This window comes from Kitasatospora sp. NPDC059646 (assembly GCF_042734615.1).
Lineage (GTDB): Bacteria > Actinomycetota > Actinomycetes > Streptomycetales > Streptomycetaceae > Kitasatospora.
On sequence record NZ_JBHWDS010000013.1, the window covers coordinates 125652 to 146893 of the forward strand.

22 protein-coding genes are annotated in these 21242 nt (G+C 74.7%); 11 read left to right on the top strand and 11 right to left on the bottom strand.

Features of this window, described 5'->3' with window-relative positions; genetic code table 11:
* Positions 1-96 precede the first annotated feature (96 nt).
* Together ACFV1L_RS12045 and ACFV1L_RS12050 are read left to right on the top strand one after the other, a co-directional pair.
* Positions 97-348, top strand: a complete 252-nt coding sequence (locus ACFV1L_RS12045; protein ID WP_380365138.1) for a hypothetical protein — start codon at positions 97-99, stop codon at positions 346-348.
* 7 nt (positions 349-355) lie between these two features.
* The gene (locus ACFV1L_RS12050) at positions 356-706 is read left to right on the top strand and encodes a DUF6191 domain-containing protein (RefSeq protein ID WP_380365139.1); all 351 of its coding nucleotides are present in this window, start codon (positions 356-358) and stop codon (positions 704-706) included.
* Positions 707-730: 24 nt separating this feature from the next.
* Here ACFV1L_RS12050 and ACFV1L_RS12055 read toward each other — a convergent pair whose 3' ends face one another.
* Together ACFV1L_RS12055 and ACFV1L_RS12060 are read right to left on the bottom strand one after the other, a co-directional pair.
* Positions 731-2146 (bottom strand): cytochrome P450, encoded by a 1416-nt coding sequence (locus tag ACFV1L_RS12055; RefSeq protein WP_380365140.1) that lies wholly within the window; start codon positions 2144-2146, stop codon positions 731-733.
* A gap of 199 nt (positions 2147-2345) precedes the next feature.
* Positions 2346-2858 carry a DUF1453 domain-containing protein gene (locus ACFV1L_RS12060; RefSeq protein ID WP_380365141.1) on the bottom strand — a complete coding sequence of 171 codons (513 nt, stop codon included), beginning with the start codon at positions 2856-2858 and terminating at the stop codon, positions 2346-2348.
* Positions 2859-2933: 75 nt separating this feature from the next.
* On the opposite strand from ACFV1L_RS12060, the gene ACFV1L_RS12065 reads away from it, so the two are divergent.
* A complete protein-coding gene (locus ACFV1L_RS12065; RefSeq protein ID WP_380365142.1) occupies positions 2934-3560 on the top strand; it encodes a TetR/AcrR family transcriptional regulator in 627 nt (208 codons plus the stop codon).
* A gap of 100 nt (positions 3561-3660) precedes the next feature.
* On the opposite strand, the gene ACFV1L_RS12070 is transcribed toward ACFV1L_RS12065, so the two are convergent.
* Positions 3661-4479, bottom strand: a complete 819-nt coding sequence (locus ACFV1L_RS12070; protein ID WP_380365143.1) for a transglutaminase-like domain-containing protein — start codon at positions 4477-4479, stop codon at positions 3661-3663.
* A gap of 185 nt (positions 4480-4664) precedes the next feature.
* Here ACFV1L_RS12070 and ACFV1L_RS12075 point away from each other — a divergent pair, with 185 nt between their 5' ends.
* The gene (locus ACFV1L_RS12075; RefSeq protein ID WP_380365144.1) at positions 4665-5522 is read left to right on the top strand and encodes a CHAD domain-containing protein; all 858 of its coding nucleotides are present in this window, start codon (positions 4665-4667) and stop codon (positions 5520-5522) included.
* A gap of 22 nt (positions 5523-5544) precedes the next feature.
* Here ACFV1L_RS12075 and ACFV1L_RS12080 read toward each other — a convergent pair whose 3' ends face one another.
* Positions 5545-6348, bottom strand: a complete 804-nt coding sequence (locus tag ACFV1L_RS12080) for an NAD-dependent epimerase/dehydratase family protein (RefSeq protein ID WP_380365145.1) — start codon at positions 6346-6348, stop codon at positions 5545-5547.
* A gap of 168 nt (positions 6349-6516) precedes the next feature.
* On the opposite strand from ACFV1L_RS12080, the gene ACFV1L_RS12085 reads away from it, so the two are divergent.
* Positions 6517-7416, top strand: coding sequence for a hypothetical protein (locus tag ACFV1L_RS12085; RefSeq protein ID WP_380365146.1), 900 nt, complete (start codon positions 6517-6519; stop codon positions 7414-7416).
* 85 nt (positions 7417-7501) lie between these two features.
* Here the strand turns inward: ACFV1L_RS12085 and ACFV1L_RS12090 are convergent, their stop codons facing one another.
* Entirely contained in the window at positions 7502-8257 is a 756-nt protein-coding gene (locus ACFV1L_RS12090) for a uracil-DNA glycosylase (protein ID WP_380365147.1), read from the bottom strand.
* 152 nt (positions 8258-8409) lie between these two features.
* Between ACFV1L_RS12090 and ACFV1L_RS12095 the strand changes: the two genes are divergently transcribed.
* Both ACFV1L_RS12095 and ACFV1L_RS12100 read left to right on the top strand, forming a co-directional pair.
* Positions 8410-9339 carry a slipin family protein gene (locus tag ACFV1L_RS12095; RefSeq protein WP_380365148.1) on the top strand — a complete coding sequence of 310 codons (930 nt, stop codon included), beginning with the start codon at positions 8410-8412 and terminating at the stop codon, positions 9337-9339.
* Between the two features lie 136 nt (positions 9340-9475).
* A complete protein-coding gene (locus ACFV1L_RS12100; RefSeq protein WP_380365149.1) occupies positions 9476-9898 on the top strand; it encodes a CBS domain-containing protein in 423 nt (140 codons plus the stop codon).
* An 84-nt stretch (positions 9899-9982) separates the two neighbouring features.
* Here ACFV1L_RS12100 and ACFV1L_RS12105 read toward each other — a convergent pair whose 3' ends face one another.
* Together ACFV1L_RS12105 and ACFV1L_RS12110 are read right to left on the bottom strand one after the other, a co-directional pair.
* Positions 9983-10876, bottom strand: a complete 894-nt coding sequence (locus ACFV1L_RS12105; RefSeq protein WP_380365150.1) for an SGNH/GDSL hydrolase family protein — start codon at positions 10874-10876, stop codon at positions 9983-9985.
* Between the two features lie 106 nt (positions 10877-10982).
* A complete protein-coding gene (locus ACFV1L_RS12110; protein ID WP_380365151.1) occupies positions 10983-11522 on the bottom strand; it encodes a PaaI family thioesterase in 540 nt (179 codons plus the stop codon).
* Positions 11523-11625: 103 nt separating this feature from the next.
* Here ACFV1L_RS12110 and ACFV1L_RS12115 point away from each other — a divergent pair, with 103 nt between their 5' ends.
* Positions 11626-12729, top strand: coding sequence for a PP2C family protein-serine/threonine phosphatase (locus tag ACFV1L_RS12115; RefSeq protein WP_380365152.1), 1104 nt, complete (start codon positions 11626-11628; stop codon positions 12727-12729).
* A 598-nt stretch (positions 12730-13327) separates the two neighbouring features.
* Here the strand turns inward: ACFV1L_RS12115 and ACFV1L_RS12120 are convergent.
* The gene (locus ACFV1L_RS12120) at positions 13328-14182 is read right to left on the bottom strand and encodes a maleylpyruvate isomerase family mycothiol-dependent enzyme (protein ID WP_380365153.1); all 855 of its coding nucleotides are present in this window, start codon (positions 14180-14182) and stop codon (positions 13328-13330) included.
* A gap of 157 nt (positions 14183-14339) precedes the next feature.
* Between ACFV1L_RS12120 and ACFV1L_RS12125 the strand changes: the two genes are divergently transcribed.
* The gene (locus ACFV1L_RS12125) at positions 14340-15338 is read left to right on the top strand and encodes a Gfo/Idh/MocA family protein (protein ID WP_380365154.1); all 999 of its coding nucleotides are present in this window, start codon (positions 14340-14342) and stop codon (positions 15336-15338) included.
* Here the strand turns inward: ACFV1L_RS12125 and ACFV1L_RS12130 are convergent.
* The 3 genes from ACFV1L_RS12130 to ACFV1L_RS12140 form a co-directional block, all read right to left on the bottom strand.
* The gene (locus ACFV1L_RS12130; protein WP_380365155.1) at positions 15323-18208 is read right to left on the bottom strand and encodes an FAD-binding and (Fe-S)-binding domain-containing protein; all 2886 of its coding nucleotides are present in this window, start codon (positions 18206-18208) and stop codon (positions 15323-15325) included. The genes ACFV1L_RS12125 and ACFV1L_RS12130 overlap by 16 nt on opposite strands.
* 76 nt (positions 18209-18284) lie before the next feature.
* A complete protein-coding gene (locus tag ACFV1L_RS12135) occupies positions 18285-18953 on the bottom strand; it encodes a DUF981 family protein (RefSeq protein WP_380365187.1) in 669 nt (222 codons plus the stop codon).
* 166 nt (positions 18954-19119) lie between these two features.
* Complete coding sequence (locus tag ACFV1L_RS12140; protein ID WP_380365156.1) at positions 19120-19542, bottom strand: arsenate reductase ArsC; 423 nt, start codon at positions 19540-19542, stop codon at positions 19120-19122.
* A gap of 70 nt (positions 19543-19612) precedes the next feature.
* On the opposite strand from ACFV1L_RS12140, the gene ACFV1L_RS12145 reads away from it, so the two are divergent.
* Positions 19613-19918 (top strand): ArsR/SmtB family transcription factor, encoded by a 306-nt coding sequence (locus ACFV1L_RS12145; RefSeq protein WP_380365157.1) that lies wholly within the window; start codon positions 19613-19615, stop codon positions 19916-19918.
* Positions 19918-21009, top strand: coding sequence for an ACR3 family arsenite efflux transporter (arsB, locus tag ACFV1L_RS12150; RefSeq protein WP_380365158.1), 1092 nt, complete (start codon positions 19918-19920; stop codon positions 21007-21009). The genes ACFV1L_RS12145 and arsB overlap by 1 nt, the downstream gene beginning before the upstream one ends.
* Positions 21010-21242 lie beyond the last annotated feature (233 nt).

The following is a 21242-nucleotide window of genomic DNA, read 5'->3' on the forward strand; positions in this document are numbered from 1 at the left end:
TTCCCCGAGTTTCCGTAGCCTAGTGGGAAATTGACGCCCCGCAAGAGTCTGGAATCCGGCCGTCCGGCCATCGACTCACGAGCGGGGAGACCGACCATGGGAGTGTTCGACACCGGTGATCCGGTGGTGCTGACCGTACTCGGCGCGGCGAGTGCGGCGGCGACCGTCGCCCGCGCATGGATCCGCCACCGCACCGCGATCCGGCTCGAACAGGAACGCACCCGGCGCGTGCTGGGCGCCCTGACCGGCACCACCCGCCAGGGCCGGGCCGAGGTGGTGCGGGCCTGCGCCGAACTCGAGGCGACGGCCTCCCGCCCGGGGAACTCCCGTCGCACCGCCGGGCGTTGAGCCCGTCATGGTGGCAGTGGTGGCGGTCATGGGCAGCCTGGTGTTCCCCGCGGCGCTGGTGCTGCTGGGGTTCGCGGCCTCGGCGGCCCGGCGGGCCCTGCCCCGCGGACCCGGACCGGCCGGCGCCGCGCGAGGATCCGGACCGGCCGGCGCCGCGCGGGGCGTCGGTGCGCAGGCCGGAGAGGAACTGCACGCCCTGCTGTACGCGGGCAAGCGGCTGCAGCTGGAACAGCGCCGGATCGAACTCGTGCTCCGCGACGACGAGCACGACGGCGCACCCCCGCGCACCGGCATCGACCTCGCCGCCGGAACGGCCCGGATCCGGCGGCCCGGCGCGGCGGGGCACCGGGCGGCGTGACGGCGCCTCGGCGCAGGCGGACGGTCAGAGCGCGGCGACCCGCAGGCGGAGGCGGCGCGGGCGCAGGACGGTGGCGAGCGGGACCGGCCGCAGGTCGGCTCCCGGCTCCGGGACGAGGCGCCGGCGGGACAGCAGGGCGGCCAGGACGAGGACGCACTCGGTGCGGGCGAACAGGTCGCCGACGCACTTGCGGGTCCCCGTCCCGAACGGCAGGAACGCCAGCCGGGCCGCCGGGGTGACCCGTTCGGGCCGCCAACGGTCCGGATCGAACTGGGCGGGCGCCCGGAACGCGGCCGGGTGCCGGGACACCGCCGCCGGGGAGACCACCAGCGTGCTGCCCGCCCGCAGCGGGCGGCCCGCGAGCTCGGTCGGCGCGGTCGTCACCCGGGTGAACAGCCAGCCCGGCGGGTGCAGGCGCAGCGTCTCCGACACCACCCGGTCGACGGCGCCCAGCCTCGGCAGGTCCTGCCACCCCGGGGCGCGCCCGTCCGCCAGCACCTCCGCCAGCTCGGCCCGCACCTGCTCGGCGGCCGCCGGATGGTGGGAGATCCGCCACAGCGCCCAGGTGAGGGTGGCGGCGACGGTCTCCGTGCCGGCCGCCAGCAGGGTGATCACCTGGTCGTGCACCTCTGCGTCGGTGAGCCGCGCCCCGTCCTCGTCGCGCGCCGCGAGCAGCGCGGACAGCAGGTCCGGCCCGGAGCGGGCTGTGCCGTCGGTGCCGGCGGTGCGGTCGCCGCGGTCGGTGCCGTCGGCGTGGTCGGTCGGTGCGGCGGTCCGGTGGTCGGCGACCAACTGCCGGACGGCGTCGTGCAGGTGGGCCAGCGCCCGGCGGTAGCGCAGGTGGGACGGCAGCGGCAGGCGGCGCACCGGCCCCGGCAGGAGCATCTGCCGGAACAGGCCGTTCAGCACGGTGTCGAAGGACTGCTCCACGCTGCGCGCCGGCTCCGCGTCGATCGCCGTCGAGTACAGCGTCCGGCCCAGGACGCGCAGCGCGAGGCCGTAGCAGACCGGGAAGGCGTCGATCACGTCGCCCGGCCGCCAGGCGGCCGTGACGGACGCGGTCTCGGCCCGCACGGCGTCCGCGAACCGCTCCACCTGCGAGCGCCGGAACGCGGACCGGACCAGTCGGCGCCGGCGGCGGTGGTCCCGGTGCGGGCAGGTGACCAGGCCGTTGCCCATGACGTCCCGGGCCCGCTCGTAGAACGCCCCGCCCTTGTCGAACAGTCGGTCGTCGGCCAGCACCCGGTTCAACAGGTCCGGATGGCAGGGCACCTGAGCGGTCGTCGGGCCGAGGCGCACCGCCACCAGGTCGCCGTGCGCGTGCAGCGAGGACAGGAACCCCGCCGACCCGCGCAGCAGCCGGAGCCCGTGCCCGACCAGTGGCAGGGCGCCCGGTGCGACGGCGGCGGAGTAGGTCGGAGGCGGCGGCGACTGCGGCATTCCTCCACGGTAGGCAGCGCGGATCGGACTCCGGCCGAGACGCGCGGCCCGCCGCGCACCGTCCGGGCGCGCCGTCCGGGCGCGGCGGGGGAGTGCGAACGAGGATTCGCGGGGTGGCTCCAGGCTGCCCGGGTTGACGGCACCTCGCGTGCCGCGCCGCGGCGGCCCGGCCAACGGCGGCCCGGTCGCCCGGCGTGTGCTACCGGCGGAACCGGTCGGGACCGAGCAGCGCGGACCCGCCCCGGCGCTCCGGCGCGAACGGCACGCCGGAGGTGACGCCGCGCCAACCGACCACCAGGGCCTCGCCCAGGAACCCGATCCCGATGGACAGTTGCAGTGGCCGGGCGTCCGACGGCAGCCCCGCGTGCTCCGCGAGCACCGAGAACCCCGCCATCAGCGCCAGTGACAGCAGGGCGACCAGGAACGTCCAGGCGGTGTAGCGCTGCCAGAGCACGCCGTCCCGCGGCTCGACCCGGACGGTCGCACCGCGCAGCGCCCCGGTCGCGAACCCGAGCGCCGTGCCCGCGGCGATCCACGCGGCGTCGCCCGGGCCGAGGCCGTCGCGCTTCCAGAGCGTCCACGCGCCGAGTGCGGTGAGGACCACCGCCGGCCCGAACAGGTCCCGCAGGTTGAGCGGTTCGCCGCGCAGGCGGCGCACCACCACCGCGACCACCAGCGCCGCGATCAGGACCGCTCCCAGCCATCCGCGCATCGTCGGTTCCCCCCGAATCTTTTTAGCTCGACTGTGCCAAAAAAGAATTTAGCCCACCCGTGCTATAACGGCAACATGCCGAAGATCGTGGATCCCGCAGAGCGCCGCCAGGCCGTCGCGGACGCCGTGCTGCGCGTCGCGGCCCGAGAAGGACTCGAACACGCCTCGCTGCGCAACGTCGCCGACGAGGCCGGTCTCGCGATCGGCTCGGTGCGGCACTACTTCGCGGGCAGCTCGGAGCTGATGATCTTTGCGGTGGGGGAGCTGGCCCGCCGCATCGAAGCCCGGATCCGCACCCACGCGGCAATCCTGCTGGACCCCGCCGCGACCGGCGACCGGCGCGAGCGGACCGTCCAACTCCTCGCCGAGACACTCCCGTTGGACCCCGAGCGGAGGACCGAGTCCGCCGTCTGGCTGTCCTTCGTCAGCGCCGCCCGGGCCCGGCCCGAACTGCGCGAGCGGCTCGCCCGGATGCAGGCCGGCCTGGACGACCTCGTCCACCGCGTCCTGATCGAGGCCGACCGCAGCGGCGCGCTCGCCCCCGGCCTCGACCTCGCCGTGGAGACCCGCCGCCTCTCCGCCCTCCTCGACGGCCTCACCCTGCAGGCCGTCCAACACCCGCTCCTGGTCGGCCCGGACGAGATTCGCGCCGTGCTCCGGCGCCACCTCGACAGCCTCGCGGGGCCGGCCCGGCAGGGCTGACCGGGACGGTCCGGGTGCCCGTGGTCGGATGCCTGCGGTCGGGCGCGTGGGATCGGTGGTCGGGCGCGTGGGGCCCGGGCGGCGGGCGGTCGACGGCGGGTCAGTGGCCGGCGGCGCGGCGGGAGAGCAGTGGTTCGGCGAGGAGGCGGGCCGCCGGGCAGAGGGTCTGGCCGTGCCGGGCGAAGAGCGCGTCACGCGAGTCGAAGTGGCCGAGGTCGGCGCGGACCTGGGCCGACAGGTCGCACGGGCCGGTGCCGGGGCAGGCTGCGGACGCGGTGCCGTCCCAGTCGACCGCCGTCCGGGAGAGCGCCTCGAACAGGGTTTCCGGGCCGGAGTTGGTGAAGGGGCCGCCGGTGCGGGCGGCCGTCCGGCCGTCCGCGAACAGGGCCGAGACCGGCAGCCACGGACCGTCGTCCGGAGTCCGCTCCGGGAGGCGGAACTCCGGCCAGGCGAGCACCACTTCGGCGGGCACCACCGCACGCAGCCGGGGGAAGCGCGGATACCAGAACCGGCCGTCCACGACCAGGCCCCGCACCCGGGTCGGCACGCCCCAGCTGCGCGCCACCGCCTCCAGGACGGCCATCCGCTGACTGCACGAGCCCCGGCCGGTCCGCAGCACCTCCGACACCGGGCGGCCCTCGTCGACCGAGTACACCGGCCGGACCGCGCCGGCGATCCAGCGGTGCGCCCGGCGCAGGGCCGCGACGGTCGGAGGGGTCTGCTCGGTCGGGCCGGTTCCCGGCATCTGCTGGGTCGGGCCGGTGGACGGCGGCGCGCCGAGTGCTGCGACGGCGGCGCGGACCCGAGGGTGCGTCAGGTCGAGGATCCGGGTGGGCGCGGTGCTGCCCGCTGCGGTCGCGGACGGGACGGCGGTCGTCCGGCGGTGGTACCCGCGGGGCATCAGCAGCGTGCTCGTCATGGCCGTCCTCGTTCCGTCCGGGGTCCCGGCCCAGCCTGGCAGGAAAACTGAACGCGTTCAAGTGGAAGGGGCGGGGAAGTGTGCGCAGGCACCTGACGGACCGTCGCCCGCCCGGACGGCGCGGCGCTCCGCCCGGAGCCCCCGGCGTCGGCCTACCCTGGACAGCACGGAAGGACGTGGCGAACGTGGCACACCGGATCGACGGCAGCACGGGGGACGTCCTCACCGCACGCCTGCGCACCCTGACCACGAGGCTCGCCGACCTCGAACCCGACGTCCGCGCCGACCGGCCCGACGCCGTCCACCAGATGCGCATCGCCGCCCGCCGCCTGCGCAGCGTCCTGCGCACCCACCGCCGCCACCTGGCCGGCGACCACACCGGCCTGGAGGACGAACTGCGCCTGCTCGGCCGGATCCTCGGCCGCGCCCGCGACGCCGAAGTGCTCGGCGAACGCCTGCAGGACCACGCCCGCGACCTCCCGGCCGGGGGCGACCGCGAACGCGTCCTCGCCGAACTCGCCACCTGGCACGCCCGCGAGGCCCGCGAGGCCCGCGCCGGCGTCATCGCCGCACTCGACAGCCGACGCTTCCGCGCCCTGCTCGCCGCACTCGACGCGCTCGCCACCGACCCGCCGCTCAGCGCCCGCGCGGCCAAGCCCGCCGGCCGGGAACTCACCCGCACCCTCCGCCACGAACACCGGCGCACCGTCGAACGGCTTGCCGCCGCCGAGAGCGCCCCCGAGGGCACGGCCCGCGAACACGCCCTGCACGACGCGCGCAAGGCCGCGAAGCGCGCCCGCTACGCCGGCGAGACCGCCGGCCGCGCCGCCCGCAGCTTCACCCGCCGGATGAAGGCGCTGCAGGACGTCCTCGGCCGGCACCAGGACGCGGTGGTGGCGCGGGAGGCGGTGCGGGGGCTTTCGGACGGGGGGTTCGGGTACGGGGTGTTGTTCGGGCGGGAGGTGGGGGAGGCGGGGTTCGCGCGGGAGTTGTTGCCGGGGGTGGGGAAGCGGGCGGGGCGCCGGGTGAAGCGGATGCGGTGACGGCCTGTCAGGTGGGTGCCCGTCAGGGGTGGAGGTGGGGGAGGGTGAATTCGGGGAGGGCGTACGGGCCGGCCTGCGGGGCGGCGGGGTCGGTGGGGGTGTCGGCGCCCGGGATCGCGGCGGCGTGGGCTTCGGCGTCGTCGACGGGGGTGTAGTCCAGGACGGACGGGTCCGGGAGTTCCCAGAAGCGGCGGGTGTTGGCGGAGACGGCGTACGCGGTGGCGAAGCGGACGCTCGGCGGGGCGGTCAGCGCGGCCCGGACGAAGCCGACGGCGTCGCGGGGGCTGAGCCAGGTGGAGAGGTGCCGGGGTTCGGTGGGTGCGGGCTCGAAGCTGCCGATCCGCAGGCAGACGACGGACAGGCCGAACTTGTCGGCGTAGAGCCGGCCGAGTGCCTCGACGGCCGCCTTGCTCACGCCGTACAGCCCGTCCGGGCGGACCGGGTCCTGCGGTCCGGTGAGGCGCCCGGCCGGGTGGAAGCCCGTCACGCGGTTGCTGCCGGCCAGCACGACCCGCGGAATGCCGGTGCGGCGGGCCGCCTCCAGGACGTGGTGGGTGCCGAGGACGTTGACCTCCAGCAGGTCGGGGAGTGACGCCTCGTCGGGAATGCCGCCCAGGTGCAGCACCCGGTCCGCGCCGGCCAGCGACTCCTGGACGGCGGAGGCGTCGCGAAGGTCGACGGTGCGGACCTCCTCGCCGTCGGCCTCGGGCCGCAGCGGCACCCGGTCGAGCAGGACCAGCCGCTCCGCCTCGCCCCGAAGTGCCGTGCGCACCACGGAGCCGATCCGCCCCGCCGCGCCGGTCAGCGCCACCGTACCCAGCCGCACCGTGCCTCCCCTGGCTGCCCCGTCCCCGGATGTCCCGGGTGCTCCGCATTCTGGTGACCGGGCGCCGCCCGATCAAGGGTCCGACGGTACGTGTCCGCAGCATCGGCACTTGATCATGGTGAGCGGGCGTGGTTCAGTGCACGGCGACACGAAGACGGGGGAGGGTCGATGGCACGCGGATGGACCCGGGTGACGGGGTGGGCGGCCGTGCTGAGCGGTGTGCTCGCGGCCGGGCACGGGGCGGCGGTGGCGCTGCTGCCCTCCGGGCAGGCGGCCGGGACGGTCGAACGGGTGCTGCCGGGTGCCGTCGCGGTGCTGTGCGCGTCGGCCTGGCTGGCGGCCGCGGTGCTCGACCGGCGGCGGGCGCCGCTGCGCAAGGACTTCGCGGTGGGGCGGCCGTCCTGGCTGCTGGCCGCGCTGATCGGGGTGGGCATGGTGCTCGCCTCCGTCGCGGCGCTCGCCCAGGCCAACGGGCCGGACCAGGCCGACGGGCGGCAGCTCCGCCGGATCGCGCAGGCCGGCGGGGTCGAACGGCAGATACCGGTCGTCGCGGTCCGCTCCGAATCCGAGACCCTCGGCCGGGTCAACCGCCACCGCGTCACCCGCACCACCGTCGACCTCCAAGTGCCGTACGAGAGCGGGCCGCGCACCGTCACCGCGCAGGTGGAGACGCGCGGCGAACCGCGGGTCGGCCAGCAGCTGACCGTCCGATTCGCGCCCACCGCACCGGAGTTGGGCGTTCGCGCGGAGCGGGAGATGACGGTGGACGGGCTCGGGCTGATCTGGATCCTGGGCCTCGGGGCGGTCTGCCTGCTGTTCGCTCCGATCGTGGCGATCGGCGCCCGGGAGCGGATCCACGCCTGGCGCCGCTACCGCCCGGACGTCCACCTGCCCTCGCTCGCGCTGCTCGCACTCGGCGCCGCCGCCGCGGGCTACGTCGGGCTGGCCCTGCCGACGCCTTGGCTCGGCTGGCCACTTGCGGCGTTCGCGGCCGCCACCCCCTGGCTGTGCACGATCTTCGCCGCCCGCCTTTCGCCCAGCGGCGGCGCGCAGGCGGACGGCGGCTGACGGGCCGTCAGGGTGCTGCCGCGCGGCTCCGGTCCGGTGATCCCGGCTGCCCACCGGGGCAGTCGCGCGGCGGGCCGACGGGCCGTCAGGACGGGGTCAGACCGGCGGTGGTGGCGGCGGTGCGCAGGAGGTCGTCGACCATCGCGGGGGTGAGGCGGCCGGTGTAGGTGTTGCGGGGGCTGACGTGGAAGCAGCCGTACAGGTGGAGCGGAGCACCGGCGTCGGCGGCGGGGAGGACGGCGTGGGCGCCGTGGCCGAACACCGGGCGGGGGCGCGGCACTTGCCAGCCGGCCGCGGAGAGGGCCGGGAGGACGGCCTGCCACGCGAAGCCGCCGAGGGCGACGACGGCGCGGACGGTCGGGCGCAGGTAACCGAACTCCCGGACGATCCACGGGCGGCAGGTGTCGCGCTCCGCGTTGGTCGGCTTGTTCTCCGGCGGGGCGCAGCGCACCGGGTCGGTGATGCGGACGCCGTACAGCTCCAGGCCGTCGTCGCGCCAGGTGGAGTGGGGCTGGGAGGCCAGGCCGAGCCGGTGGAGCGAGGCGTACAGCAGGTCGCCGGACGGGTCGCCGGTGAAGATCCGGCCGGTGCGGTTCCCGCCGTGCGCGGCCGGAGCGAGCCCGACCAGCACCAGCCGGGCGTCCGTCGGACCGAAGCCCGGGATCGGCCGCGCCCAGTAGTCCTGGCCCTGGAACGCCCGGCGCTTGACCCGGGCCGCCTCCTCGCGCCACTCCACGAGCCGCGGGCAGGCCCGGCAGCCGACCACCAACTCGTCCAGCTCGGCCAGGCCGTGCACGTGTTCGACCAGTTCGGAGGGCTGTTCCGCGGCGGGCAGATCCATGGCCCCGATCCTACGGGCGCGACGCGCAGGAGCGGCGGACCGCCGGCGGGAGGCGGTGGGAAAACGCTTTCCGGTCGGGACGGCGGCCGTGCCCGGCGGCGGAGTAGCGTGGAGGTACAGGTCTGCGTGCCGTACGGGGCGAGGTGACGGCGATGATCGTGGTCGACGTGGTGATCGTGCTGCTGCTGGTGCTGGCGGTGTACGCCGGATTGAGCGTGCGCATGGTGCAGCAGTACCAACTCGGGGTGGTGTTCAGGTTCGGCCGGGTGCTGGACGAGATCAGGGCACCCGGCCTGGTACGGATCGTGCCGATCGCCGACCGGCTGCGCCGGGTGAACGTGCAGATCATCACGATGCCGATCCCCGCACAGGAAGGCATCACCCGCGACAACGTGACCGTCCGGGTCGACGCGGTGGTGTACTTCAAGGTGATCGACCCGGTGAAGGCGATCGTCAACGTGCAGGACTACTCGTTCGCCATGTCGCAGGTCGCCCAGACCTCACTGCGCTCGATCATCGGCAAGAGCGAACTGGACGACCTGCTGGCCAACCGCGAGCCGATCAACCAGGGCCTGGAACTGATGCTGGACAGTCCAGCGCTCGGCTGGGGCATCCAGATCGACCGGGTCGAGATCAAGGACGTGGCGCTGCCCGAGTCGATGAAGCGCTCGATGGCCCGGCAGGCCGAGGCGGACCGGGAGCGGCGGGCCCGGATCATCACCGCCGACGGAGAGTTCCAGGCGTCCGCGCGGCTGTCGGAGGCCGCGAAGGTGATGGCCGCGACGCCGGCCGCACTGCAACTGCGGCTGCTGCAGACCGTGGTGGAGGTCGCCGCGGAGAAGAACTCCACGCTGGTGCTGCCGTTCCCGGTGGAACTGCTGCGCTTCCTGGAGAGCTCCACCGAACGCAACGCCGCGCAGGCCGTCGAGGCCACCGAGGTCGCGGCGCAGCTCGCCGAGACCGAGGAGGGCGCGGAGGACTCCCCGGACGTCGAACAGCTGGAGCTCCCCCAGGTCGCCGCGGCCGCCGAAGTGGGCCTCCCGACCCGCCCGTTGGACGTCGCCCCACGACACGCCGCGTGACCGGCCGGGTGGCCGCAGTGGCGGGGAGGCGACCGGTGCGGCCAGCGGTGGCGGGCGTCCCGCCGCACGGGCCAGCATGGAAGAGGCCCGTGGACGAAGACGACCAGTGGACTCAACCGGCTCGGGAGGTCCCGCCATGACCACCGCCAAAGAGATCATGCACCCCGGAGCGGAGTGCGTCACCGGCGAGCAGACCCTCGCCGACGCCGCCCGGATCATGCGCGAACGCCACGTCGGCGCCCTGCCGATCTGCGGCGACGACCAGAAACTGCTGGGCATCGTCACCGACCGGGACATCGTGCTCAAGTGCGTCGCCGACGGACGCGACCCCAGCACCGTCCAGTGCCTCGAACTCGCCGCCGGCCGGCCGACGGTCATCGAGGAGGACGAGGACGCCGACCTGGTGCTCGAAGTGATGGAGACTCAGCAGGTGCGCCGCCTGCCCGTCATCAACCACCCCGACCACAAGCTCGTCGGCATGATCAGCGAGGCCGACATCGCCCGGACCCTCCCGCAGGAGCGCGTGGCGGAGTTCGTCGCGGCGGTCACCGCCGGCTGACGGCCCCGGCCCCGGCCCCGGCCGCGACCGTCGGACCGGGCCCCGGCCGCGACCGTCGGACCGGGCGGTCCCGACGGCTGGGGGTCAGTGCAGGTACTGCTTGGGCAGCTTCGCCAGGAACTGGTCCGCGATCACCTGGTAGCCGGCGTCGTTGGCGTGGATGTCGCCGCGCGCCATGTTGGTCCACTGCATGATCCGCGCCACGTTCAGCGGCACCTGCTGGCCGCCCAGCGGCACCAGCGGCGCGAAGGACGTGGTGGCGAACGCTCCCGCGACGTCGGCGGTCGGGACCCGGTGGCGCGCGTCCACCGCCTCGATGACCGAGTTGAGCGCGCCGGCCAGCGGCACCGAGGCGGTCGCCATCGCCCTGCCCTGATCACCCGTCATCCAGGCCGCCAGGAACGGGTCGTACAGGTTCATGCCGACGATCCGGGTGTGCGGGCCCGCCGCCTCCCGGAGCGCGCCGAGGATGCGGTCCAGGCCGGTGCGGACCTGCTCGATGCCGTTCAGCGCGCACGGCAGGTCCAGCGAGCCGCCCGCCGCACAGCGCTGCACGTCGTTGGCGCCGATGTCGATCGTCACCAGCACCTCGTCCTTCCGGTGCGCCTCCAAGTAGGCCACCGCCGCCTCCAGTTGGGAGCCGCCGAAGGAGTGCGGGTACGGGCAGCCGCCGTTCGCCATGGTGCCGGTGGTCTCGCCCGGGCAGCCCAGGTCGGTGAACTCGAACGGGCGGTGGTCGCGCGCCGCACGCTCGCCCAGCGTCCTCGCCAGGTCCTGCGCGTAGCCGCGACCCACGACGTGGCCGCCGCCCGGCGTCGACTGGTAGCCGGCCGCCAGCGAGTCGCCGACCGCCAGGTAGTACGCGGTGCGGTGCTGCCCGCCCTGCGCCGCCGAAGCGGGAACGGCCGCCGCGCCGGTCAGCGTCAGAGCGGCGAGAGCGGCCGCAACGAGCGTGCGGCAGCAGGGGATCGGGCGCATGGAGCCTCCAGGCGGCGAATGATCGAGGACACGGACCAGGGGAGGCTACTGCCCGGTACACCCCCGCGAACAGGGGTGTGCACCGGGCAGTGCGGGGCGGGTCGGATCAGCCCGGGAAGGCGTAGACCGTGGTGGCGTGCGCGACCGGGTCGTCCGGCGCGTCCGGCGCGGTCAGCGTGATGTCCGCGAAGGCGATCCGCCGGCCCAGCTTGGTCAGCCGCGCCGTCACCAGCAGGTCGGTGCCACGGGCCGCGCGCTGGAAGGTGATCGACTGCTGGACGGTCGTCATCGGCCCGAACCCGCCCAGCGCGGAGGAGACCGCGACCACCGTCGCCGTGTCCGCCGCCGCCATCATGGCCTGCCCGGACAGCCCGCCGCCGTCCCGGGCCAACTGGTCCGACCACGGCAGCCGCAGGACCGCGTGCCGCGCCCCGGTCTCCACCACCGACAGGCCGAGGGCCTGCACCCACGGCGCGAAGCGGTCGGCCAGGATACGCGCGGCCTCCGCGAGTTCCAGCGGGTGCTCGGCGGACCGGGTGCTCGCGGACCGGGTGTTCGCGGGCGGAGTGCTCGAAGGCGCGGTGCCCGAAGGCGCGGTGCCCGTGGTCGGGTCGGAGTCGGAGCTCGTGGGCGGGGGCGTCGTCATGGCGTGATCGTAGGGGCGGCCCGTGACGCAACGCCATATCCCGTGCGCGCAGCGTTCACCGGTCGTGGGCGGGAGCGCCGCGAGGCATGGTGGTGGAGTGGACGTGCGGCGTAGCCTGGCGGGACTGCGGAGCGAGTGGCGCACCGGACACCTGATGGTGCTGCTGCCGCTCGGCCTGATCGTGCTGATCTCCGCCACCGACATCCTGATCTCCCCGAACATCCACCTCGGCCCGCTCCTGGTCGTCGCACCCGCGATCACCCCGTCGTTCGCCGGCAGCCGCCTGACCTTCCTGGTCGGCGTCGCCGCGCTGGTCGCCCAGACCGTCATCGCCGCCCTGCACGGCGGCCTGCTCACCGCCAACCACCAGGCCCAGATCGTCGCGCTCGCGCTCGTCACCGGTGTCGTCGTCGCCTACTGCCGGGTGCGCGAACGGCACGGGCTCGAACTCACCCAGGTCCGCACCGTCTCCGACGCGGTGCAACGCGTCCTGATGCGCCCACTGCCCGACCGGGCCGGGCCGCTGCGACTCGCCACCCGCTACCTGGCCGCCGCCGACGAAGCTCACGTCGGCGGCGACCTGTACGCGGCAGTGCGGGCCGGTCGGACGACCCGGCTGCTGATCGGGGACGTCCGCGGCAAGGGACTCGGGGCGGTCGGTGACGCGGCCGCGCTGCTCGGGGCCTTCCGCGAAGTGGCGCACCGGCACGAGGATCCGGCGCGGCTGGCGGACGCGCTGGAAGTGTCCTACCAGCGCCACCTGGCCGAACTCGCGGACTGCGGGCAGGAGATCAGGGAGAACTTCGCCACCGCGATCGTGCTCGACCTCCCGGACGACCGGCCCGTGATCAGACTCGCCGACTGCGGGCACCCGCCGCCGCTCCTGGTCACTCCGGACAGCGCCCGACTACTTCCCGTCCGCCGGGCCGGTCCGCCGCTGGGCATGGGCGAACTCGCCCCGGCGGCGCGCCGCACCGAGGAGTTCGCGTTCCCGCCCGGCAGCATGCTGCTCCTCTACACCGACGGTGTCACCGAGGCCCGCAACGGCGAGGCGACCTTCTACCCGCTTCCGACCCGCGCCACCCACCTCGCCCCTGCACCCACCCCGGAGGACTTCCTCGACCGCCTGCGCCACGACCTGCTCGGCTACGTCGGGGGGCGGCTGATGGACGACGCGGCGCTGATCGCGGTGGCGAGGGACGGGTGAGAGGGCGCTGCGCTTGGCGGGTGTGGGGACTTTTTTGGGGGGGGTGGGGATGTGGGCTATGTCGGGGGCGGCTGATGGACGACATGGCGCTGTTGGCGGTGGCGCGGGACGGGTGAGAGGGCGCTGCGCTTGGCGGGTGTGGGGACTTTTTTGGGGGTGGGGATGTGGGCTATGTCGGGGGGCGGTTGATGGATGACGTGGCGCGCTGCTGGCGGTGGTGAGGGACGCGGGTGAGAGGGCGCTGCGATGGGCGGGCGAGGGGCCTTTTTTTGGGGCTATGTCGGGGGGCGGCTGATGGCTGACGTGGCGCTGTTGGCGGTGGCGCGGGACGGGTGAGAGGGCGCTGCGGTGGGCGGGTGTGGGGCCTTTTTTGGGGCTGTGTCGGGGGGCGGCTGATGGATGACGTGGCGCTGTTGGCGGTGGTGAGGGACGGGTGAGAGGGCGCTGCGCTTGGCGGGTGTGGGGCCTTCTTGGGGGTTACGTCGGGGGCGGCTGATGGATGACGTGGTGCTGTTGGCGGTGGCGCGGGACGGGTGAGGAGGCCGCTGCGTACGGGGGTTGTGCTGGGGCCACGGGCGGGGCGTGGGCGGTGGCGGGGTTACGGGGACGGGATGAGGCGGGTGAGGCGGGTGGCGAGCCAGGGGCGGCGGCCGGTGGCGCGGAGGTGGCCGAGGGCGATGGCCCGCCACTGGGGGGTGCGGTGGAAGGCGACGAGGAGGAAGGCGACGGGGTCGGCGGAGACGCGGCAGTCGGGGGTGCGGGGCGGGGTGTCGCGGGTGACGGTCAGGGTGGCGTCGCGGAAGGTCAGGCAGAGGCGGGGGCCGCCGCGGACGGTGAGGTCGAGGACGAGGTCGACGTCGCGGGCGGCGGTGCGGTCGAGGGCCAGTGGCATCATGATCGGCATGGCTTGGCCGAGCACCAGGGCGGCGTGGTCCGGGGGTATCCGCCAGGGCCGGCGGGTGGCGCGGGCGATGTCCCGGCCGTGCACCAGGCACTCGCTGAGCAGCAGACCGGTGGCCGCCGCGACGGTGAGGGCGGGGCGGGGGCCGTACCAGGGGGTGGCGACGGGGGCGTCGGGGGCGAGGTCGGCGGTGGCCCGGAGGAAGCGGGCGGTCCGGGCGGCGAGGAATCCGGCGGCGTCGCCGTCGAGTTGGGCGCCGAGCATGGCCACGGCGCGGCCGTTCACGACGGCCATCCGGGGGCCGAAGGGCAGGTCTGCGGTCGGCAGGAGTTCGTCCCAGTCCACGGTGTCCTCGTTCGACACCGAGGAGCAGTAGGCCAGGAACACGGCCGCCACGTGGGCGCCGACGTCGGCCACCGACCAGCCGGGAAGGACGGCCCGCGCGCCGGACTCGCGGGTGGATTCAAGGAGTTGGACCAGGCGCTCGGCGGTGGCGGCGAGCGCGGCGCGGGTCCGGCGGTGGTCGGCGGACGGATCGTGGTGCTCGGCCATGGCGGCTGCTCCCGGTGGGGGTGGGTGAGCGGACCGGAAGGTTACCGCCTGGTAGTTCGCGGCGGAAGGGCACGTTGCGACGGACTGCCGGGCGGGCGCGGGCGGGGCGTGGATAGGCTGGGCCGGCCCCCACGCCCCGCCGTTGCGAAGGACCAGCATGCAGCCGATCACCGACCGTCCGATCCGCTGGGGCATCCTTGCCACCGGCGGCATCGCCACTTCCTTCGTCGAGGACCTGGCCGCCGTGCCGGGCGCGCAGGCCTTCGCGGTGGCGTCCCGCCGGGAGGAGTCCGCCCGGATGTTCGCCGAGCGGCACGGCATCGGGCGCGCGTACGGCAGTTGGCAGGAGCTGGCGGCCGATCCCGAGGTGGACGTGGTGTACGTGGCCACGCCGCACTCGGCGCACCACAGTGCGGCGAAGCTGCTGCTGGAGGCGGGCAAGGCGGTGCTGTGCGAGAAGCCGTTCACGCTGAACGCCGCCGAGAGCGCCGAGCTGGTCGCGCTCGCCCGCAAGCGGGAGGTCCTCCTGATGGAGGCGATGTGGACCTGGCTGGATCCGTCCGTCCGCCGGATCGTCGAGCTGATCGACGACGGCGCGATCGGTGAAGTGCGGTCCGTGCAGGCCGAGTTCGGCTTCGTCGGACCGGCCGACCCGGGGCACCGGCTGTGGGACCCGGCGGCCGGCGGCGGCGCGCTGCTGGACCTCGGCGTGTACCCGGTCGCGTTCGCCCAGCTGCTGCTCGGGGAGCCGGAGTCCGTGCAGGCGACGGCCCGGCTGACCGATCGCGGCGTGGACGCGCACACCGGCATGCTGCTCGGGTACGGGAGCGGGGCGACCGCTCTGCTGTCCTGCTCGCTGGAGGTCCAGTGCGGCCAACGCGCCTCGATCCAGGGCGACTCGGGCCGGATCGAGATCGAGCGGGACTTCTTCCACCCGGCCGGCTTCACCCTCCACCGCGAGGGCCGCGACCCCGAGACCTTCCACGGTCCGGTCGGGGACGGCCACGGCTACGGCCTGGAGGCGGCCGAGGTGATGCGCTGCCTGCGGGCCGGCGAGACCGAGTCGGCGCTGGTCCCGCTGGACGCCACGCTCGCGGTGATGCGCACCCTGGACGCGGTGCGGCAGCGGATCGGGGTGCGCTACCCGGGCGAGTGAGGGGCCCGGAGACCGGGCCGCTCGGACTGCTCGAAGGCCCGGAGCAGAACCTCGGCGAGGTGCAACGGCCGGGCGGACGGCTCCAGTTGGGTGATCTGGGTGCGGCAGCTGAGGCCGTCCGCGAGCAGCAGGGTGTCGGGGTCGGCGGCCCGGACCGCCGGCAGCAGGGCGCGTTCGGCGAGGGCCACCGACACCTCGTAATGGCCCTGCTCGAAGCCGAACGCTCCGGCCAACCCGCAGCACCCCGGGTCGATCTGACGGTTCGTCAGGCCGAGCCGCTCGGTCAGGCGCCGATCGGCGGCGGTGCCCAGGACGGCGTGCTGGTGGCAGTGCACCTGGGTCATCGCCGTCCCGCCGAGCTTCGGCAGCGCGACCTCCCGCTCGTCCAGGAACTCGGCCAAGGTGCGGACCCGGGACGGGAGTTCGGGCTCGCCGCCGAGCAGCTTGGGCCAGTCGCCGCGCAGCGTGGCGGTGCAGGACGGCTCCAGGCCGACCACCGGCAGGCCGGGCGGCAGTCGGCGCAGGCTGCGGCGGACCACCCGGCGGGCCGCGCCGAGCTGCCCGCTGGCGATCAGCGTCAGTCCGCAGCACACCGGGCCGGCCGGCAGTTCGACCCGGAAGCCGAGTCGTTCCAGGACCAGGACGGCCGCCACCGCCGGTGCCGGGTCGAGCAGTTCGGACATCGAGTCGGGCCAGAGCAGGACCGCCGGGCCGGCCGGGTCGGCGGGGTGCGCGGCCCGGTGGGAGCGGAACCAGGCGGTGAACCGGCGCTCGGGGAGAGCGGGCAGGGCGCGCCGCGGGTCGATGCCGCCCAGCCGCTTGAGCACAGCACCGGTGAACCGGCCGCGCAGCACGGCATTGGCGGTGCGCGGCGCGAGGTGCGCCAGGCGCAGCCACAGCGGCAGCAGGCCCAGCGACCAGTGGGCGGCCGGACGCGGCCTGAACCGGTAGTGGTGGTACAGGAATTCGGACCGGTAGGTGGCCATGTCCACGTGCACCGGACAGTCGCTCGCGCAGCCCTTGCAGCCCAGGCACAGGTCGAGCGCCTCGCGGACCTCCGGCGACCGCCAGCCGTCGGTGACCAGTTCGCCGCGCAGCATCTCGCCCAGCAGCCGGGCCCGGCCGCGGGTGGAGTGCCGCTCCTCCTCGGTCACCTGGTAGCTCGGGCACATCACCCCGCTCGCGGTGTCCACGCACTTGCCGACGCCCACGCAGCGGTGCACCGCGTCGAGCAGGCCGCCGGCGTCCTGCGGATAGGCCAGGGTGACCGGAAACTCCTGCCCCGGGAACCGGAGATCGGCGTCCAGCGGGCGCGGGTCGACCAGCAGGCCCGGATTGAGCAGGCCGTCCGGGTCCCAGATCCGCTTGAACCGGGCGAACAGGTCGATCATCTGCGGCGGGAACATCCGGGGCAGCAGTTCGGCCCGGGCCTGCCCGTCGCCGTGCTCGCCGGACAGCGAACCGCCGTGCGCCACCGCCAGATCCGCCGCCTCGGTGACGAACTCCCGCATCGCCTGCGGCCGTTCGCGCAGCGGGAAGTCCAGCCGCAGGTGCACGCACCCCTCGCCGAAGTGCCCGTACGGCACCCCGCGCAGGCCGTGCCGCTTCAGCAGGGCCCGCAACTGCCGCAGGTACGAGCCGAGTTGCTCGACCGGTACGGCCGAGTCCTCCCAGCCGGGCCAGGCCGCGCCGCCGGGCGCGCCGTCCGGACCGGGCGGCAGGCGGGTGACGATGCCGGCGCCGGCCTCGCGGATCGACCACAGCGCACGCTGCTCGGCGGGGTCGGTGACCAGTGCGGCCGTCGCGGTGCGCTCCCGCCGTACCTGCTCGGCGAGTTCGCGGGCCCGGTCGGCGGCCTCGGCCGCGCTGTCGCCGCCGGTCTCCAGGAACAGCCAGCAGGCGCCGGCCGGCAGCCGGTCCAGCACCGGCGGGCGCGGACCGGAGGCGAGCAGCGCGGCGACCAGGTCGGCGGCCATCCCCTCGCAGGTCAGGGGCCCCAGGTGCAGCAGCGCGGGCACCGCGTCGGCGGCCGCCGTCTCGTCCGGGTAGCCCGCCACCAGCAGTGCCCGGTACGGCGGTTCGGGCACCAGCCGGACGGTCGCGCCGAGCAGCAGGGCACACGTCCCCTCGGTGCCGGTGACGGCCCGGACCAGGTCGTGGCCGCGCTCCGGCAGCAGCGCGTCCAGCGGGTAGCCCGAGCCGAGGCGGGGCAGCGCCGGCACCGCGCGGCGCAGCAGCGCCAGGTTGTCGGCCGCGAGGGCCTGCAACTCCCGGTGCAGGCGGCCGAGTCGGCCCGGGGCGGCGGCCAGTGCGGCCCGGCCGGCGGGCGGCAGCGGGCCGGTGACGGTCAGTTCGGTGCCGTCGGCGAGCAGCAGGTCCAGGCTGTGCAGGTTGTCGGAGGTCCGGCCCCAGGCGAGCGAGTGCGAACCGCAGGCGTCGTTGCCGATCATCCCGCCGAGCGTGCACCGGCTGTGGGTGGACGGGTCGGGGCCGAACCGCAGGCCGAACGGACGGGCGGCGCGCTGGAGTTCGTCCAGCACGGTGCCCGGCTCGACCCGCGCCGTGCGGGCCTCCGGGTCGACGGACAGCACCCGGCCGAGGTGCCGGCGGAAGTCCAGCACCACCGCGCCCGGCCCGATCGCCTGGCCGCCGATGCTCGTCCCCGACCCGCGCGCCACCACCGGCGCCCCGAACTCCCGGCACACCGTCAGCGCCGCCCGCACGTCGTCCCGGTCGGCGGGCTTCACCACTCCGCGCGGGACGTGCCGGTAGTTGGACGCGTCCTGGCCGTACACGGCCCGCTCGGCGGTGTCGAAGCGGACCTCGCCGCGAACGGCGGCGGCGAGGGCGCGGGCGAGGTCGGGTGCCATGGCCCGATCATCCCAGCGGGAGGGCCCCCACGGGTGCGGGGCACACGGTGCGGGTCGGACGGGGGCGGCCGCCCCGCTACATGGTGTTGACGATCAGTCCGATGTGGGTGAAGTAGTTCAGCGCCCCGAACAGCAGGAACGCCAGGCCCGCGAGCGTCCAGCAGATCCCGGCCGTCCAGGCCACGGCGCCGCCCCGGCGGCGCAGGACGAACGGGAACAGGACGGCGCCGACGCCGGTCAGCACGTACAGGGCGGACATGAAGCTCGCCTCCAGCATCGGGTGGCCGGCGAACTCGCCCGAGATCGGCTCCTCGGGAGGCGCGGCGAACAGCGTGTAGCGCCAGCCCGCCGCGGCGATCCCGAAGCACGCCAGTCCGAGCCCGAGGACGAGCAGGGACACCGGCGCGGCGAGCGCGGCGACCGTACGGCCCCGGTCGACGCCGACCTCGCCCAACGCCGCGCCGCGCCGCCAGAGGAAGAACGCCGCGAAGAGCAGCAGCACCCCGAAGCCCAGTGACGGCTCCCCGAAGATCACGTTGTCGAACGGGAACCCCTGCCCGGCCAGCGGCCAGGTCAGCGTCATGTGCAGGCCCGTCGCGAACAGGATCACCCCCAGCGCGCCGAACCCCATCGCCCAGGCGTCGGGCACGACCGGACGGTCCGTCAGCAGCAGCCACCCCAGGGCGACGACGAGCAGCAGACCCGCCCCTGCGCACAGCGACATGATGGTGTTGTAGGTGGGCATGCGGGCCCAGTCGATCTTCAGGCCGTTCGCTTCGGCCGCGAGCCTGATCAGCGTGGTGTGCACAGCAGGACCGTAGGGTTCGCGCCTCCCGGCCGCGGGCCGCTGCCGGGCGCGTCCGCCGATGCTGCCCGATCGGAGCAGTCGGAAAGCGCTTGCCGGCGGGACGTCAGGACGCCGGGCGGGTCCGGGCGTCGATCTCGGCGACCAGCTGTTCGACGCGCGCGCGGACGGCGTCGCGGATCGGGCGGACGGCTTCGACGCCCTGGCCGGCCGGGTCGTCCAGCGGCCAGTCGAGGTAGTGGCGGCCGGGGAAGTAGGGGCAGGCGTCGCCGCAGCCCATGGTGATGACGTAGTCCGAGGACCGGACGGCCTCGGGGGTGAGGATCTTCGGCTTCTGGTCGGCGATGTCGATGCCGATCTCCGCCATCGCGGCGACGGCGGCCGGGTTGACCTCCGGGCCGGGGACGGAGCCGGCGGAGCGGACCTCGACGCGGTCGCCGGCGAGGTGGGTGAGGAAGCCGGCGGCCATCTGGGAGCGGCCGGCGTTGTGGACGCAGACGAAGAGCACGGAGGCGACTGGCGCGGTCATGGGAAGGCGTCCTTCGGGTGGGCGGGGGCGGGGGTGGTGTCGGCGCTGGCCGCCGTGAAAGTATCAGCCCATGGTGATGTCAGTCGACACTGAACTGTTGCGGGTGCTGTCCGACCCGCTCAGGCTCCGGATCGTGACCCTGCTGGCCCGCGAAACCCTGTGCACCACCCACCTGGTGGAGGAGACCGGCGCCCGGCAGACCAACCTCTCCAACCACCTGAGGGTGCTGCGGGAGGCCGGCGTGGTGGACACCGAGCCCTGCGGCCGGTTCACGTACTACCGGCTGCGCCCGGACGTCCTGGAAGCGCTTTCCGGGCAGTTCGCCGACCTCGCCGCCACCGCCCGCGCCAACGCCGACGCCAAGAGGTCCTGCTGATGCCCCGCACCGCGCCCGCCCCCGAGAGCAGACCCGAAGCCGCGTCGGTCGCCGGGAAGCTGTCGTTCGTCGACCGCTACCTCGCGGTGTGGATCCTCGTCGCGATGGCCGCCGGCCTCGCGCTGGGCCGGCTGATCCCCGGGCTGAACGACGCCCTGGCGAAGGTGGAGGTCGGCGGCATCTCGCTGCCGATCGCGCTCGGCCTGCTGGTCATGATGTACCCGGTGCTCGCCAAGGTCCGCTACGACCGCCTCGACACCGTCACCGGCGACCGCCGGCTGATGGCGTCCTCCTTGGTGATCAACTGGATCGTCGGGCCTGCGGTGATGTTCGCGCTGGCCTGGATCTTCCTGGCGGACCTGCCCGAGTACCGTACCGGGCTGATCATCGTGGGCCTGGCCCGCTGCATCGCCATGGTGATCATCTGGAACGACCTGGCGTGCGGCGACCGCGAGGCCGCCGCCGTCCTGGTCGCGCTCAACAGCGTCTTCCAGGTCGTCATGTTCGGCGTCCTGGGCTGGTTCTACCTCGACCTGCTGCCCGGCTGGCTGGGCCTGGGCGAGGGCGAGCGCCTCGACGTCTCCATGTGGAAGATCGCCCTGAACGTCGTCGTCTTCCTCGGCATCCCGCTCGTCGCCGGCTTCCTCACCCGCCGCCTCGGCGAGCAGAAGCTCGGCCGCGAACGCTACGAGGCGAAGGTGCTCCCGAGGATCGGCCCCTGGGCGCTGTACGGCCTGCTGTTCACCATCGTCGTCCTCTTCGCCCTCCAGGGGAGAACGATCACCTCGCAGCCGCTGGACGTCGCCCGGATCGCCCTGCCGCTGCTCGCCTACTTCGCCCTCATGTGGTTCGGCGCCTTCGCCCTCGGCAAGGCCCTGGGCCTCGGCTACGACCGCACCGCCACCCTCGCCTTCACCGCTGCCGGCAACAACTTCGAACTCGCCATCGCCGTCGCCATCGGCACCTTCGGCGTCACCTCCGGCCAGGCCCTGGCCGGCGTCGTCGGCCCGCTCATCGAAGTGCCGGTCCTGATCGCCCTGGTGTACGTCTCGCTGGCCTGGCGCGGACGCTTCGTCCCCACCCCGTCCTGATCGCCCGCCGCGCCCGGCCGCCCGCCGTGTCCTGGCCCCGCCGCCCGGCGGCCGTCCATCGAAGACCGGTGCGGGCGGCTGCCGGGCGGTGGTGACGTTTCGCCCAGGGCATCCGAGCACCCGCTGGTCCGTGACGTCTTCCCGGACCTGGTCGCCGGTCCGACCGAGCTGCGGGAGCACCGGGGTGAGCCCGAACTCGCGGCCGCGGTGCCGGTGTTGCGCGGGGTCGAGGA